Below are 15,073 nucleotides of genomic sequence, written 5' to 3'. Positions count from 1 at the left end.
ACATTAAATGAACACTGGAACAGCCATTATTCTATGCGCCGGACGTGGCAGCCGCCTGGCCAATCGCACCCGTCACATGCCCAAACCGTTGGTCAAAACCAACGACATTGCGTTTATAGATAACGCGTTGAGCAATCTTCAGCTGCATGGCATCACGCGGGTCGTGGTGGTAGTGGGTTATCAGGCCGAGATCATTACCGAGCATCTGAAGAGCCTGGAAACCCTACTGGATATCGAGTACGTGCATAACCCGGACTGGGAGACGACCAACAACATTTATTCGTTGTACCTGGCTCGCCAACACATCGGTCATGACACCCTCATCGTTGAAGGTGACATCTTTTTCTCTGAAGCCTGCCTGGAAAAGCTGCTGCGCACGTCAAGCGACCTGGTTGCACTGGTTTCGCCACTTGGGAAAAACATGGAAGGTACCTACGCGAACCTTCATGAGGGGCAGCTCAAGAGTTTTGGCTCGACCAAGGATGGCAATCATCAGGTGCGGGAGGAACAGTACAAGACCGTTAATCTGTATCGGATAGGTTCTCCGCGGTTCGCCAGCCATGTGCGCGCGCAACTGGAGGCTCAGGTCGCAGAGGGTAACCTGAACGCCTATTACGAAGACGTCTTCAAACAAGCGTGCAAGACCGGAACGTGGGACTTCGAGGCGGCAGTGGTGCCTTCGACCGAGTGGTACGAGGTCGACAATTATTATGACCTGACGGTGTGCAATTACATTTCCAGTCGAGATCGCCTGGCATTTCTCCAGAGCCGCCACGGTGGCTACTGGCGCTATCCCGTCCTTGATTTCGCCTTGATCTATAATTTTCATTTTCCTCCGCAGCAGATGAAAGACCGGATCAAGGAAAATTTCGACGATATCCTCCTTAACTATCCGGGCGGCCGGAAACTTATTGAAGCGTCACTGAGCGAATTCATTGGCGTACCCGCCAGACAGCTTTGCGTATCCAATGGCGCAGCAGAAATCATTAAGTTATTGCCCGCTGTCTATCCAGGCAAAGTGCTGGTCACCGTTCCGTCCTTCAACGAATACTCCAATGTATTCGGTGAGGAGCGCACGATCAGTTATCACACCTACGCAGATCAGGGCTTTAAGCTCGCTCTGGATGCCGTATTGCAGACCGCCAAGAAAGAGCGCCCATCGGTCGTCGTCATCGAATCGCCAAACAATCCTACCGGCCGTCTCACGCCAGCCGCAGCGCTCTCGGAACTGGCCGGCCAACTGGCTGAACTGGAGATCGCGCTGATTGTTGACGAGTCGTTTCTGGACTTTTCACCCAGCGCCGCGAACACCCTGCTGTCATCACTGGACAAGCATGCGAATCTGGCCGTCATACGCAGTATGAGCAAGACATTCGGCATCGGGGGGATCCGTATCGGCTACCTCGCCAGTGCAAACCACGGCTTGCTGGCACAGATCAATTCACTACTGCCCATTTGGAATCTCAATGGCTTTGCCGAGGAAATGTTGCTGCATCTCCCGCAATACAAACAGGAATACCTCGACAGCTGCCAGCAGGTCATCCGTGACACTCAGGCGTTGCGCCAGGCGCTGGACGGAATCGAAGGCATTACAGCCTTTGCGACCGACTCCAACTTTGTGTATTGCCAGACCGAGCAGGTCCCGGCGCAAACCTTGTGTCGCCTTCTGCTTGAGCACGACCTTTATGTCAAGGATTGCTCTGGCAAGCGCAACACCGATTCAGACCACTACCTGAGAATTTCCTGCCGCACCCGCCAGGAGAACGATCAACTGGTAAGCGCCTTGAAATCGATCATGCAGACACTGACGACACCGAGTAGTACACACATGAAAAAGGAACTGTCTCATGCCTAGGAATGTGGTGATCTGCGGTAAAGGTGAGCTGGCGATTTTTGCCTGTAACTACTTCGACGCCTCACCCGACCACATCATCTCTTATGTGGTTGCGGATCCGTTCGAGCCAGTGAGCAGCGAACTCACTTTGATCCAGTACTGCCGGAACAAGGGCATTCCCCTCATTGAAAGCGGCAAGATAGAAGACCTGCCTGGCTACAAGGAAGGCCTTTTTTCATGCGACCTGTGCTTGGTGATTTTTCACAAACGAATACTGCCTCGGACTTACATTGACTGCTGCAAGCGCATCGTCAACCTGCATCTGTCGTACCTGCCACAGTACCGTGGGGTACGTCCCGTCAACTGGGCGCTGAAGAATGGCGAGCGCCAACATGGGGTAACCCTCCATGAAATCAATGAAGGCATCGACGACGGCCCGATTCTCAATCAGGTGTCGTTCTGTATTTACCCTGAGTTCGAAGAAGTTATCGATACCTACAATCGGGCGATTTGCTACGCGCGCCAGTTGTTGATCGACACGCTGCCGCTGCTCGATACGATTACCCCGTTCGAGCAACGTCACGAAGAGAAAAGCATCTACTTCGAGAAGGATAACGCCCGGCTGGAGGAGCGGATGACGTTCACCCGTGAGCAGTCGCTGAAGATGCTTGGCCGACATTGATCCACCGTACCGGGTCACGCCCGTTGGTTGTGGCCCGGTAAATTATTCGAGAAACACCATGTATTCATTAATTGCTACGGACCTGGACGGAACCTTGCTATTGCCCGGCGATACGCTGGGAACGTACACCCGGACGGTGATGCACCACCTTCACGACGCCGGCCTGCATCTGGTGTTGGCAACGGGTCGGCAACAGGCCGATGTCGAGACACTGCTTCACAAAAACTCGCCTCCCTTGCATCTGATCACGTCCAACGGTGCCAGGATCAGCAGCGCGTGTAGTGGGCTGACACTTTGCAAAGCGCTGCCTGACGACGTCGTTCAAGGGCTGATTGAAGAAGCCCGTCACAGCCCTGACCTGATCATCAACCTGTACGGTCCTAGCGGCTGGTTAATCAGCCGTGAGCATGATGTCGGCGACTTTAACCGCAACCCGCATTTTCAACCGGCAGTGATCCGACCCGACATGTGGCCCACGCAAAACGTCGAAAAGGTGTTTTTCTTTCAGAACGAAAAAAATCACCATGCTTTACTGACTTTGCAGAAGCGACTGGAGCGGCGATTCGCAAATCGCATCAGCACGGTCTTCTCGTTTACGTGGTGCCTGGAAGTCATGGCCAGCGACGTTTGCAAGGGCCATGCCCTGAAACAGCTGGCTGCGTTTCTTGATGTCCCCATTGGCGCGTGCATCGCCTTTGGTGACGGCATGAACGACATTGGCATGCTCTCAATTGCAGGCAAGGCGGTCGTCATGGGAACAGCTCATCAAGAAGTGACCCAGGCGCTGCCCGATGCGCAGATCATTGGCGCCTGCAGTGACGAAGCCGTGGCCCGATACCTTTCGGCGCATGTACTGGCGCCGATTCACTTGGTAACGCAATCCTGAGGTTCAGGCTCGTACCGCTTTCCAAAGCTTGGCCACGGCCATGACGCCCAGCAACACCACCCCACCCGCAACGATCCCTGCCACAGCATTAAGCAACATCGGCACGATAAACCCGGCACCACCGGCATTGGCCGCCACGCCTTCAATCCAGTGATGCACCGCCGGCACGCCGTGGGTGAGGATACCGCCGCCGACGAGGAACATCGCCGCCGTGCCGATCACCGACAGGCTTTTCATCATGTAGGGCGCAGCACTCAGGATGGCAGCGCCGATGCGTTTGACTGCCTGCCCTGGCTTCTGGGTCAGCCAGAGTCCCAGGTCATCGAGCTTGACGATCCCGGCCACCAGGCCATAGACACCGATGGTCATGACAATGGCGATGCCCGACAGCACGATCACCTGTTGGGTCAGCGGCGCGGCGGCGACGGTGCCGAGGGTAATGGCGATGATTTCGGCCGACAGGATGAAATCAGTGCGTATCGCGCCCTTGATCTTGTCCTTTTCAAACGCCACCAGATCGACCGCCGGATCAGCCACCGCCTCGACCAGTTGCGCATGCTCGGCCTGGTCTTCGGCCTTGCCATGAAGGAATTTGTGGGCAAGTTTTTCAAACCCTTCGAAACACAGGTACGCGCCACCCACCATCAGCAACGGCGTGACCAGCCAGGGCACGAAGGCGCTGATCGCCAGCGCCGACGGCACCAGGATCAGTTTGTTGATGAACGAACCCTTGGCCACCGCCCATACCACTGGCAGTTCCCGCTCGGCACGCACGCCAGAGACTTGCTGGGCATTGAGCGCCAAGTCATCGCCGAGCACGCCGGCGGTTTTCTTGGCGGCCATCTTGGTCATCAACGCAACATCGTCGAGTACGGCGGCAATGTCATCGAGCAATACCAGCAAACTGCTTCCGGCCATGGTCAGGCTCCCTGAATGATAATGCCGCGCAGCATACCGCGAGCGGCGCGGCCTGGGGGCATTCTTGAGCGCCGCGCGAGGCCGGTGCTACCATGCGCCACCGCCAGAACAGGCAAGGAACCCCTGGGTTTATGAGCACTATCCGCGAGCGCAACAAAGCATTGATCCTGCGTGCCGCCAGCGAGGAATTTGCCGACAAGGGCTTCGCCGCGACCAAGACCAGCGACATCGCGGCCAAGGCCGGCCTGCCCAAGCCCAACGTCTATTACTACTTCAAGTCCAAGGAAAACCTCTACCGCGAGGTCTTGGAAAGCATCATCGAGCCGATCCTCCAGGCCTCGACCCCCTTCAACGCCGACGGCGTACCGGGCGAGGTGTTGAGCCACTACATTCGTTCCAAGATCCGCATTTCCCGCGACCTGCCCTTCGCCTCGAAAGTCTTCGCCAGTGAAATCATGCACGGCGCCCCTCACCTGAGCCCCGATCTGGTAGAGCAACTCAACGCCCAGGCCCGGCACAACATCGACTGCATCCAGACCTGGATCGACCGCGGCCAAATCGCCCCCATCGACCCCAACCACTTGATGTTCAGCATCTGGGCCGCCACTCAGACCTATGCCGATTTCGACTGGCAAATCACCGCAGTCACCGGCAAGGCGAAGCTGGATGAAGCCGACTATGAAGCGGCGGCACAGACGATTATTCGGTTGGTGCTGAAGGGGTGTGAGCCGGATTGATGGACCGCTAGCACCGCCTTCGCGAGCAAGCCCGCTCCCACAGGGCTTTGTGGTGTTCGAACATTTTGTGTCCAGCACCAAACCCTGTGGGAGCGGGCTTGCTCGCGAAGATGGCGACTCAATTGAAAGTCAAACCCAGATGGCATCCCACAACGGATATTCCCCAAGTCGCTTCACCAGACGCGCCCGCAGCGGGTTGGCGACAACATAGCGAGCGAGCTTGACTAGATTATCCTCCCTGCGCAAAGCGCGATCATGGTACCCCTGCTGCCATAGGCTTCCGCTTCTGTTATCAGCCTCATTAACTGCCTTGGCGCTCATTGATTTTACCTGACACATCAATTGGCCCAAGGACCCCTGATGCAGTTGAATCAACCAATGGAAATGATCAGGCATGACAACAAAGGCCAGAGAGTCTGCTAGACCTTGTTCTTGTATTTGCTTGAACTGACGGATGACCATTCTCCCCAAGGCATAGTCTTTGAAGACCGGCTCGCGCTTCAACGTGTTGGCTGTCAGTAAATAGATGCGGTTTTGCTCCGCAAAGCGACCGATGCGCAGACGGTGTGAAGCTGAGTATGCAGGCATTCCATGGCATCCTTTCTTAGTGAAGTCCTGAAAGGCTAGCGGTGGAACAAAAAAATCCCGGTCGGACTTTTAGCTGAATATGTCTGAACGAATGCCTTCGCGAGCAAGCCCGCTCCCACAGGGCTTTGTGGTGTTCGAACATTTTGTTTCCAGCACCAAACCCTGGGGTAGCGAGCTTACTCGCGATGGCGTCAGCCAAGTGGAAAAAGCATCAAGCACTGACCCCCGCATCCGCCCGCAACCCCAATATCTCGACCGCCTGAACCGCCACCTGCTCATCGACGTCCGAAGTGTCTCCACTGATGCCGATCGCTCCTACCACATAGCCTTCCTGATCCCTGATCAACACCCCACCCGGCGCCGGTATGACGCTGCCCTGCCCCAGGCTGTTCAGCGCCGCGATGAACGCTGGGCGTTGCTGGGCGTCCTGGGCGAGCAGGCGCGAACCTTTGCCCAGGGCGATGGCCCCCCAGGCCTTGCCGATGGCGATGTGTGGGCGAAGCAGGCTGGCGCCGTCCTCGCGCTGCAAGGTGATCAGGTGTCCGCCGCCGTCGAGGATCGCGACCGTCAACGGTGCGGCGGCGATTTCACGGCCCGTGGCCAGGGCTTGTCCTGCCAAGTCGTTGGCAATTTTCAAGGTTAGAGCGCTCATGGTTCTGTCCTTCTTTTGTCATGGGGAAGCCATGCGGGTTTCACCTCGGCGAAACCGAATACCGCAAATAGAGCACAACAAACGATATTTTTGTATACAATAATTCCAACAAAGTGCATTTTCCGACGAGCAGACGCCGTGTTTCCACCTCGATTGCAAATGAAACAGATGCTTGAGGAAATGGATTGACCTGCGTCGCCAGGCGTGAATACACTCTGCGCACAGCCACTTGTATACAATTACAAAACGTAAGAGGCACAAAACCATGAGCAAAATGAGAACAATCGAAGCCGCCGTCCTGGTGATGCGCCGTGAAGGCGTGGACACCGCCTTCGGCATTCCGGGCGCTGCGATCAACCCGCTTTACAGCGCCCTGCAAAAGGTTGGCGGCATCGATCATGTCCTCGCTCGCCACGTTGAAGGCGCCTCGCACATGGCCGAGGGCTACACCCGGACCAAGGCCGGTAACATCGGCGTTTGCATCGGTACCTCGGGGCCGGCCGGCACCGACATGGTGACCGGGCTCTACAGCGCCTCGGCCGATTCGATCCCGATCCTGTGCATCACCGGGCAAGCCCCCCGCGCCCGTATGCACAAGGAAGATTTCCAGGCTGTGGATATCACCAGCATCGTCAAACCGGTCACCAAGTGGGCGACCACCGTGCTGGAGCCGGGCCAGGTGCCCTACGCGTTCCAGAAAGCGTTTTATGAGATGCGCTCCGGGCGTCCGGGCCCGGTGCTGATCGACCTGCCGTTCGACGTGCAGATGGCCGAAATCGAATTCGACATCGAGGCCTACCAACCGCTGCCCCTGGCTAAACCCACCGCCAATCGCGTGCAGATCGAAAAAGCCCTGACGATGCTCAATCAGGCCGAGCGCCCGTTGCTGGTGGCCGGCGGTGGCATCATCAACGCCGATGCAAGCGACCTGCTGGTGGAGTTTGCCGAACTGACCGGCATTCCGGTCATTCCGACGCTGATGGGTTGGGGCACGATTCCGGACGACCACCCATTGATGGTCGGCATGGTCGGCCTGCAAACGTCCCACCGCTACGGCAACGCCACGCTGCTCAAGTCGGATGTGGTGCTGGGTGTCGGCAACCGTTGGGCCAACCGGCACACCGGCTCGGTGGATGTCTACACCGAAGGCCGTACCTTTATCCATGTGGACATCGAGCCGACCCAGATCGGTCGCGTGTTCACGCCTGACCTGGGCATCGTTTCCGACGCCGCCTCGGCCCTGACCGTATTCATTGAAGTGGCCCGCGAATGGCAAGCCGCCGGCAAACTGAAGAACCGCAGCGCCTGGCTGCAAGATTGCCAGCAGCGCAAGGCCAGCCTGCAGCGCAAGACCCATTTCGACAACGTGCCGGTCAAGCCACAACGCGTGTACGAGGAAATGAACCAGGTATTCGGCAAGGACACCTGCTACGTCAGCACCATCGGCCTGTCGCAGATCGCCGGGGCGCAGTTCCTGCACGTCTACAAACCACGGCATTGGATCAACTGCGGCCAGGCCGGTCCCTTGGGCTGGACCATCCCCGCCGCCCTGGGGGTGGTGAAGGCCGATCCGAGCCGCAAGGTCGTGGCGCTGTCGGGCGACTATGACTTCCAGTTCATGATCGAAGAGCTGGCGGTAGGCGCGCAATTCAAGCTGCCGTACATCCACGTCGTGGTGAACAACTCCTACCTGGGCCTGATCCGCCAGGCCCAGCGTGGGTTCGACATGGATTACTGCGTGCAACTGTCATTCGACAACCTCAACGCGCCGGAGCTCAACGGTTATGGCGTGGACCACGTTGCCGTCGCCGAAGGCCTGGGTTGCAAGGCGTTGCGGGTATTCGAACCGTCCGGGATTCAGCCTGCGCTGCGCAAGGCCCAGGAGATGATCGAGGCGTTCAAGGTGCCGGTGATCGTCGAGATCATCCTGGAGCGAGTGACCAATATTTCCATGGGCACCGAGATCAACGCGGTCAACGAATTCGAAGACCTGGCGCTGGTGGGCAACGATGCGCCGACGGCAATTTCATTACTCGACTGACCTGCTGACATCCCTCTGTGGGAGCGGGCTTGCTCGCGAAGACGGCTTCAGTTCCAACAAAGATGTCGGCTGACACACCGCTTTCGCGAGCAAGCCCGCTCCCACAGGGGCCTTCCATATATTGATAGGAAACCACCATGCCACGCTTCGCCGCCAACCTGTCCATGCTGTTTACCGAGCAGGATTTCCTCGCCCGTTTCGAAGCGGCCGCCAAGGCCGGCTTCAGTGGTGTCGAGTATCTGTTTCCTTATGACTACAGCTCTGCCGAACTCAAGGCCTTGCTCGACGCCAACGGCCTGACCCAAGTGCTGTTCAACCTGCCGGCCGGCGACTGGGCCAAGGGCGAGCGCGGTATCGCCTGCCTGCCGGACCGGGTCGAGGAGTTCCGCGCCGGCGTCGACCTGGCAATCGCCTACGCCCAGGTACTGGGCAACACACAAATCAACTGCCTGGCCGGGATTCGCCCACGCAACTGCAGCGAAACCCTGGTGGAGAAAACCTTCGTCGCCAACCTGAAGTACGCCGCCGAAAAGCTGCAAGCCAAGGGCATCAAACTGGTGATGGAAGCCATCAACACCCGCGACATCCCCGGCTTCTACCTGAACAACACCGCCCAGGCCCTGTCGATTCGCGAGCAGGTGGGCAGCGCCAATCTGTTCCTGCAATACGACATTTATCACATGCAAATCATGGAAGGTGATCTGGCCCGCACCCTGTCGACCCACCTGGGCGAGATCAACCATGTGCAACTGGCGGACAACCCGGGGCGTAACGAGCCGGGCACCGGGGAGATCAACTATCGCTTCCTGTTCGAACACCTGGACCGCATCGGTTACCAGGGTTGGGTCGGCTGTGAATACAAACCGCTGACCAGCACCGAAGCGGGATTGGGATGGTTGAAAGCCCATAACGCAATCTGACCCAGCGCGAGCTGTTGTGGCGAGGGAGCTTGTTCCCGTTCGGCTGCGAAGCAGACGCATGATTTTTCACCCGGCATGGATTTCTGGGGCCGCTTCGCGACCCAGCGGGAGCAAGCTCCCTCGTCACAGAGACACCGAACCCAGAGACACCGGACATCTAACAACAAGAGGATTCTCTCATGGCTAAAATCGGATTCATCGGCACCGGCATCATGGGCCACCCCATGGCACTGAACCTGCAAAAGGCCGGCCACAGCCTGTTCCTGTCCCAGCATCACGACGCGGCCCCGGCCGACCTGCTGGCCGGCGGCGCGGTGGCGCTGGCCAACCCGAAGGAAGTTGCCCAGGAAGCCGAGTTCATCATCGTCATGGTGCCGGACACTCCGCAGGTCGATGACGTGCTGTTCCGCGCCGATGGCGTGGCGTCCGGCGTGGGCGCGGGCAAGGTGGTGATCGACATGAGTTCGATCTCGCCCACCGCCACCAAGGCGTTCGCGGCGAAGATCAACGAAAAAGGCGCGCAGTACCTCGATGCCCCGGTGTCCGGCGGTGAAGTCGGCGCCAAGGCCGCAACGTTGAGCATCATGGTCGGCGGCGACAGCGCCGCCTTCGAGCGCGCCCTGCCGCTGTTCCAGGCCATGGGCAAGAACATCACCCTGGTCGGTGGCAACGGCGACGGCCAGACCGCCAAGGTTGCCAACCAGATCATCGTCGCGCTGAACATCCAGGCCGTGGCCGAAGCGCTGCTGTTCGCCTCGAAGAACGGCGCCGATCCGGCCAAGGTCCGCGAGGCCCTGATGGGCGGCTTCGCTTCGTCGAAGATCCTGGAAGTGCATGGCGAACGCATGATCAAGGGCACTTTCGACCCGGGCTTCCGTATCAGCCTGCACCAGAAGGACTTGAACCTGGCCCTGCAAGGCGCCCGGGAACTGAACATCAACCTGCCCAACACTGCCAACGCCCAGCAAGTGTTCAGCACTTGCGCGGCCATCGGTGGCAGCCAATGGGACCATTCGGCGCTGATCAAGGGGCTGGAGCATATGGCGAATTTTTCGATTCGCGATAACTGATATCCCCAAAACTGTGTGGGAGCGGGCTTGCTCGCGAAAGCGGTGGATCAGTCAACATCTTTATCGGATGTGAAGCCGTCTTCGCGAGCAAGCCCGCTCCCACAGGGGACTTCATCAAGACTAATAATAAGAATCAGGAGCCCGCCATGTCGGTCGATCCGCAACAACTGCTGCGCGAGCTGTTTGCCACAGCCATCGACGCGGCCCATCCGCAGCAAGTCCTCGAACAATACCTGCCCAGCGACCGCAGCGGCCGGGTGATCGTCATCGGTGCCGGCAAGGCGGCCGCCGCCATGGCCCAAGTGGTCGAGCGCTGCTGGCAGGGCGAAGTCACTGGCCTGGTGGTGACCCGATATGGCCACGGCGCGCCCTGTCAGAAAATCGAAGTGGTGGAAGCCGCCCACCCGGTGCCCGACGCCGCCGGCCTTGCCGTGGCCGGACGGGTGCTGGATCTGGTCAGCAACCTGAATGAAGAGGACCAGGTGATTTTCCTGTTGTCCGGCGGCGGCTCGGCGCTGCTGGCCCTGCCGGCGCCGGGCATTACGCTGGCCGACAAGCAATCGATCAACAGGGCCTTGCTCAAGTCCGGCGCCACCATCGGCGAGATGAATTGCGTGCGCAAGCACCTCTCGGCCATCAAGGGCGGGCGCCTGGGCAAGGCCTGCTGGCCGGCGACCGTGTACACCTATGCCATTTCCGATGTGCCGGGTGACCTGGCCACGGTCATCGCCTCCGGTCCTACCGTGGCCGACCCGAGCACATCCGCCCAGGCCCTGGCAATTCTAAGGCGCTACAACATCGAAGTTCCGGCCTCGGTGCTCGACTGGCTGCATAGCGCGGAATCGGAAACCGTCAAACCCGGCGACGCGAGCCTGGCCCGTAGTCATTTCCAACTGATCGCCCGTCCCCAGCAGTCGCTGGATGCAGCGGCCGTGAAAGCTCGCCAGGCAGGTTTCAGCCCGTTGATCCTGGGCGACCTGGAAGGCGAGTCCCGGGACGTGGCCAAAGTCCACGCCGGCATCGCCCGGCAAGTCGCCCTGCACGGCCAACCGCTGGCGGCGCCGTGCGTGATCCTCTCCGGCGGCGAAACCACGGTGACCGTGCGGGGCGATGGCCGCGGCGGGCGCAATGCCGAATTCCTGTTGAGCCTGACCGACAGCCTCAAGGGTCATCCCGGCATTTATGCACTGGCCGGCGACACCGACGGCATCGACGGCTCCGAAGACAACGCCGGCGCCCTCATGACCCCAGACAGCTATCGCCGCGCCGCCGAGCTGGGCCTGAGTGCCAGCGATGAGCTGGACAACAATAACGGTTATGGCTACTTCGCCGCGCTGGATGGGCTGATCGTCACCGAACCGACCCGCACCAACGTCAACGACTTTCGCGCCATCCTGATTCTCGAGAACCCCAAACATGACGCCTGATAAAAAGGTCAAGATCCTCGCGACCCTCGGCCCTGCGACCCGCGGTATCGATGACATCCGCGAACTGGTCCAGGCCGGTGTGAACATCTTTCGCCTGAACTTCAGCCACGGCGAACATGCCGACCACGCCCAGCGCTACCGCTGGATCCGTGAGGTCGAGCAGCAGCTCAACTATCCGCTGGGCATTCTGATGGATCTGCAAGGGCCGAAATTGCGGGTCGGCCGGTTCGTCGACGGCAAGGTGCTGCTGCAACGCGGCCAAGCCCTGCGCCTGGACCTTGACCCAACGCCCGGTGACCAACGTCGGGTCAACCTGCCCCACCCGGAAATCATCGCGGCCCTGCGGCCCGGCATGGACCTGCTATTGGACGACGGCAAGCTGCGCCTGCGCGTGACCGCCAAACACGGTGACGCCATCGACACCGAAGTCCTCAATGGCGGCGAACTGTCTGATCGCAAAGGCGTGAACGTACCCCAGGCGCTGCTGGACTTGAGCCCGTTGACCGACAAGGACCGTCGCGACTTGAGCTTCGGCCTCGAACTGGGCGTGGATTGGGTGGCACTGTCGTTCGTGCAACGCCCCGAGGACATCCGCGAAGCCCGCGCGCTGATCGGCGACAAGGCGTTCCTGATGGCGAAAATCGAAAAACCGTCGGCCGTGACGCAACTGCGGGAAATCGCCGAGTTGAGCGACGCGATCATGGTCGCTCGCGGTGACCTGGGGGTCGAAGTGCCGGCCGAAAGTGTGCCGCAGATCCAGAAGAACATCATTGGTACCTGCCGTGCCCTCGGCAAGCCTGTGGTGGTCGCGACCCAGATGCTGGAATCGATGCGCTTCTCCCCGGCGCCGACCCGCGCTGAAGTCACCGACGTGGCCAACGCCGTGGCCGAAGGGGCCGACGCGGTGATGCTCTCGGCGGAAACGGCGTCCGGCGATTACCCCCTTGAAGCCGTGCAGATGATGAGCAAGATCATTCGCCAGGTGGAAAATGGTCCTGACTATCAGGCGCAATTGGATGTCAGCAGGCCGAAAGCCGAGGCCACGGTCTCGGATGCCATCAGCTGCGCGATCCGTCGGATCAGCAGCATCTTGCCGGTGGCGGTGCTGGTGAACTACAGCGAATCGGGCAGTTCCAGCCTGCGTGCGGCGCGGGAACGGCCGACCGTGCCGATCCTCAACCTCACCCCAAACCTGCAGGCCGCCCGCCGCCTGACGGTGGCCTGGGGCGTGCACTCGGTGGTCAACGATCGGCTGCGGCAGGTGGATGAGGTGTGTTCCACCGCGTTGGAAATCGCCCAGGCCCAAGGCATAGCCCAGCGTGGTGACACGCTGCTGATCACCGCCGGCGTGCCGTTCGGTCAGCCGGGGTCGACGAATTCGTTGCGTATCGAGACGTTGATCTAAATTCCTGTGACGAGGGAGCTTGCTCCCGCTGGGCCGCGCAGCGGCCCCCTCTTGCTGACGGTTGCTACGTAACCGAGCGGGAGCAAGCTCCCTCGCCACCGTGTTCTCTTATCCCTGACCCATCATGCCCAACCATTTTTCCAACACCCACTGCCCCGACTGGGCCACTGCCCTGCTCAACGGCTTCAGCCAGATCTTCCTCCAGCGTCATCCACTGTGCGGCCTGCTGTGTATGCTGGCGATTCTGTTCACCGCGCCCAGCCTGTTCGGCGGTGCGTTGCTGGGCGGCGTGGCCGGGCTGCTCACGGCCCAGCGCCGCGGTTATGCAAAGGCTGATCGACAAGCCGGCTTGTTCAGTTACAACGGCATCCTGCTGGGGTTGCTGTTGAGCCTTACCTTGCCCTGGTCAGCGTTGCTGCCGCCATTGATCATCGCCAGCGGCGGCCTCAGTGCGATGTTGACCCATCAATGGCTCAAGCGCACCCGAGGCCATCGATGCCTGCCCGCCTACACCGCGCCCTTTGTAGGGTTGGCTTGGCTGCTGATGAGTTTTACCTCGCCGCAGTCCCCACCCATCTCGATTGAAATGACGATACCCAACCTGCTGGCCGCTCATTTGAGCGGGCTGGGCCAGGTCATGTTTCTCGGCCACCCAGTGGCCGGTGCGCTGATCGCCACAGGCCTGCTGCTGGCCAACCGTCGCGCCGCCGGTTGGGCATTGTTCGGTTCCGTCGTCGGCCTCGTCTTCACCTTGTCGCAGCATGAAAACGCAGCCGCGCTTTCGGGGCTGGGCGGTTACAACTGCGTCCTGGTAGCGCTGGCCATCAGTCGACAACACCGCCAGCCATGGCTGCCGCTGCTGGGCATCCTCCTGGCGGTCATGCTCACGCCAGGTTTTACCGTCCTCGGCCTGCCTCCCCTGACGGCGCCCTTCATCCTCGCCTGCTGGCTGATCCAGGCCACAGGCCGGGCATGGCATCAGGCCAGCCTCGACAGCGCGCCTTGCGCTCCGCGGGGCAATCACCCTAGGCTTCGCTGATCTCGAATTCAGGCGAAGATTATGGACAGCAGCGACAACTGGCGTGAACGTCTCTACGTCATGGTTTTTCAGAGCGACACGGCGGCCGGCCGGCGCTTCGATAGCATCCTGCTGTTGATCATCCTCGCCAGCCTGATCATCGTGATGCTCGACAGCATCGACAGCGTGCACAAGAACTACGCGGCCCTGCTGGCCGGGATCGAATGGGGCTTTACCTTCATCTTCATCGTAGAGTACGGCCTGCGCCTGTACTGCTCGCCCAAACCGCTGCGCTATGCCTTCAGTTTCTACGGCCTGGTGGATCTGCTGGCGATCGTGCCCGGGATCCTGGCGCTGTACTACAGCGATGCCCAATACCTGCTGATCATTCGAATCATCCGCATGCTACGGATTTTCCGGGTGCTCAAGCTCAGCCCTTACCTCAAGCAGGCCAACTACCTGATGGCGGCGCTGCGGGGGAGCAAGCAAAAAATCATTGTGTTCCTGGTCAGCGTATCGACCCTGGTGACCGTGTTCGGCACGCTGATGTACGTCATCGAGGGCCCCGAGCATGGCTTCAGCAGCATTCCCAAGGGCATCTATTGGGCTATCGTGACACTGACCACCGTGGGCTTTGGCGATATCGTGCCCAAGACGCCACTGGGCCAGGTCGTGTCATCCTTGGTGATGATCACCGGTTATTCGATCATTGCCGTGCCCACGGGTATTTTCACGGCAGAACTGGCCACCGCGATGCGCGGTGACCAACTCCAGCACGACTGCCCGGTGTGCAAGAAAAACAGCCACGAACACGGTGCTGCGTTTTGCTCCCGTTGCGGCAACGCGCTATTCAAGAAATTGGAATAAGCAAAGCACTTTTTAATACTTGAAGGCC

The 15,073-nt window shown here is 59.8% G+C and carries 14 protein-coding genes; 11 read left to right on the top strand and 3 right to left on the bottom strand.

The window, feature by feature from the left end:
* Positions 1-7 precede the first annotated feature (7 nt).
* The 3 genes from PFLQ2_RS20580 to PFLQ2_RS20590 are packed head-to-tail and all read left to right on the top strand — an operon-like array spanning position 8 to position 3,402.
* A complete protein-coding gene (locus tag PFLQ2_RS20580) occupies positions 8-1,855 on the top strand; it encodes an aminotransferase class I/II-fold pyridoxal phosphate-dependent enzyme (protein ID WP_003179203.1) in 1,848 nt (615 codons plus the stop codon).
* The gene (locus PFLQ2_RS20585) at positions 1,848-2,516 is read left to right on the top strand and encodes a formyltransferase family protein (protein WP_003179201.1); all 669 of its coding nucleotides are present in this window, start codon (positions 1,848-1,850) and stop codon (positions 2,514-2,516) included. Before PFLQ2_RS20580 ends, PFLQ2_RS20585 begins: the two co-directional genes overlap by 8 nt.
* Positions 2,517-2,574: 58 nt before the next feature.
* The gene (locus tag PFLQ2_RS20590; RefSeq protein WP_003179199.1) at positions 2,575-3,402 is read left to right on the top strand and encodes an HAD-IIB family hydrolase; all 828 of its coding nucleotides are present in this window, start codon (positions 2,575-2,577) and stop codon (positions 3,400-3,402) included.
* Positions 3,403-3,405: 3 nt separating this feature from the next.
* On the opposite strand, the gene PFLQ2_RS20595 is transcribed toward PFLQ2_RS20590, so the two are convergent.
* Positions 3,406-4,320: a DUF808 domain-containing protein gene (locus PFLQ2_RS20595; protein ID WP_003179197.1), complete on the bottom strand. Its 915-nt coding sequence runs from the start codon at positions 4,318-4,320 to the stop codon at positions 3,406-3,408.
* A 131-nt stretch (positions 4,321-4,451) separates the two neighbouring features.
* Between PFLQ2_RS20595 and PFLQ2_RS20600 the strand changes: the two genes are divergently transcribed.
* Positions 4,452-5,057, top strand: coding sequence for a TetR/AcrR family transcriptional regulator (locus tag PFLQ2_RS20600; protein WP_003179195.1), 606 nt, complete (start codon positions 4,452-4,454; stop codon positions 5,055-5,057).
* 129 nt (positions 5,058-5,186) lie between these two features.
* Here PFLQ2_RS20600 and PFLQ2_RS20605 read toward each other — a convergent pair whose 3' ends face one another.
* Both PFLQ2_RS20605 and PFLQ2_RS20610 read right to left on the bottom strand, forming a co-directional pair.
* Entirely contained in the window at positions 5,187-5,645 is a 459-nt protein-coding gene (locus PFLQ2_RS20605) for an REP-associated tyrosine transposase (RefSeq protein WP_003179193.1), read from the bottom strand.
* A gap of 211 nt (positions 5,646-5,856) precedes the next feature.
* Positions 5,857-6,297 carry a GlcG/HbpS family heme-binding protein gene (locus PFLQ2_RS20610; protein ID WP_003179191.1) on the bottom strand — a complete coding sequence of 147 codons (441 nt, stop codon included), beginning with the start codon at positions 6,295-6,297 and terminating at the stop codon, positions 5,857-5,859.
* Between the two features lie 265 nt (positions 6,298-6,562).
* Here PFLQ2_RS20610 and gcl point away from each other — a divergent pair, with 265 nt between their 5' ends.
* From gcl to PFLQ2_RS20645, 7 genes are all read left to right on the top strand, one after another.
* On the top strand, positions 6,563-8,338 hold the full coding sequence (gene gcl / locus PFLQ2_RS20615; protein ID WP_003179190.1) for a glyoxylate carboligase: 1,776 nt from the start codon (positions 6,563-6,565) through the stop codon (positions 8,336-8,338).
* A 137-nt stretch (positions 8,339-8,475) separates the two neighbouring features.
* Complete coding sequence (gene hyi, locus PFLQ2_RS20620) at positions 8,476-9,258, top strand: hydroxypyruvate isomerase (RefSeq protein WP_003179188.1); 783 nt, start codon at positions 8,476-8,478, stop codon at positions 9,256-9,258.
* Positions 9,259-9,437: 179 nt separating this feature from the next.
* Positions 9,438-10,328, top strand: a complete 891-nt coding sequence (locus tag PFLQ2_RS20625; protein ID WP_003179187.1) for a 2-hydroxy-3-oxopropionate reductase — start codon at positions 9,438-9,440, stop codon at positions 10,326-10,328.
* A gap of 146 nt (positions 10,329-10,474) precedes the next feature.
* Positions 10,475-11,755, top strand: coding sequence for a glycerate kinase type-2 family protein (locus PFLQ2_RS20630; RefSeq protein WP_003179185.1), 1,281 nt, complete (start codon positions 10,475-10,477; stop codon positions 11,753-11,755).
* Positions 11,745-13,160 (top strand): pyruvate kinase, encoded by a 1,416-nt coding sequence (gene pyk, locus PFLQ2_RS20635; protein WP_003179183.1) that lies wholly within the window; start codon positions 11,745-11,747, stop codon positions 13,158-13,160. Before PFLQ2_RS20630 ends, pyk begins: the two co-directional genes overlap by 11 nt.
* Before the next feature lie 124 nt (positions 13,161-13,284).
* Positions 13,285-14,199 carry an urea transporter gene (locus PFLQ2_RS20640; RefSeq protein WP_003179181.1) on the top strand — a complete coding sequence of 305 codons (915 nt, stop codon included), beginning with the start codon at positions 13,285-13,287 and terminating at the stop codon, positions 14,197-14,199.
* Between the two features lie 21 nt (positions 14,200-14,220).
* A complete protein-coding gene (locus PFLQ2_RS20645) occupies positions 14,221-15,045 on the top strand; it encodes an ion transporter (protein ID WP_003179179.1) in 825 nt (274 codons plus the stop codon).
* Positions 15,046-15,073: the final 28 nt, after the last annotated feature.

This window comes from Pseudomonas fluorescens Q2-87 (assembly GCF_000281895.1).
Lineage (GTDB): Bacteria > Pseudomonadota > Gammaproteobacteria > Pseudomonadales > Pseudomonadaceae > Aquipseudomonas > Aquipseudomonas fluorescens_S.
This window is presented reverse-complemented; position numbering and strand designations above follow the sequence as displayed.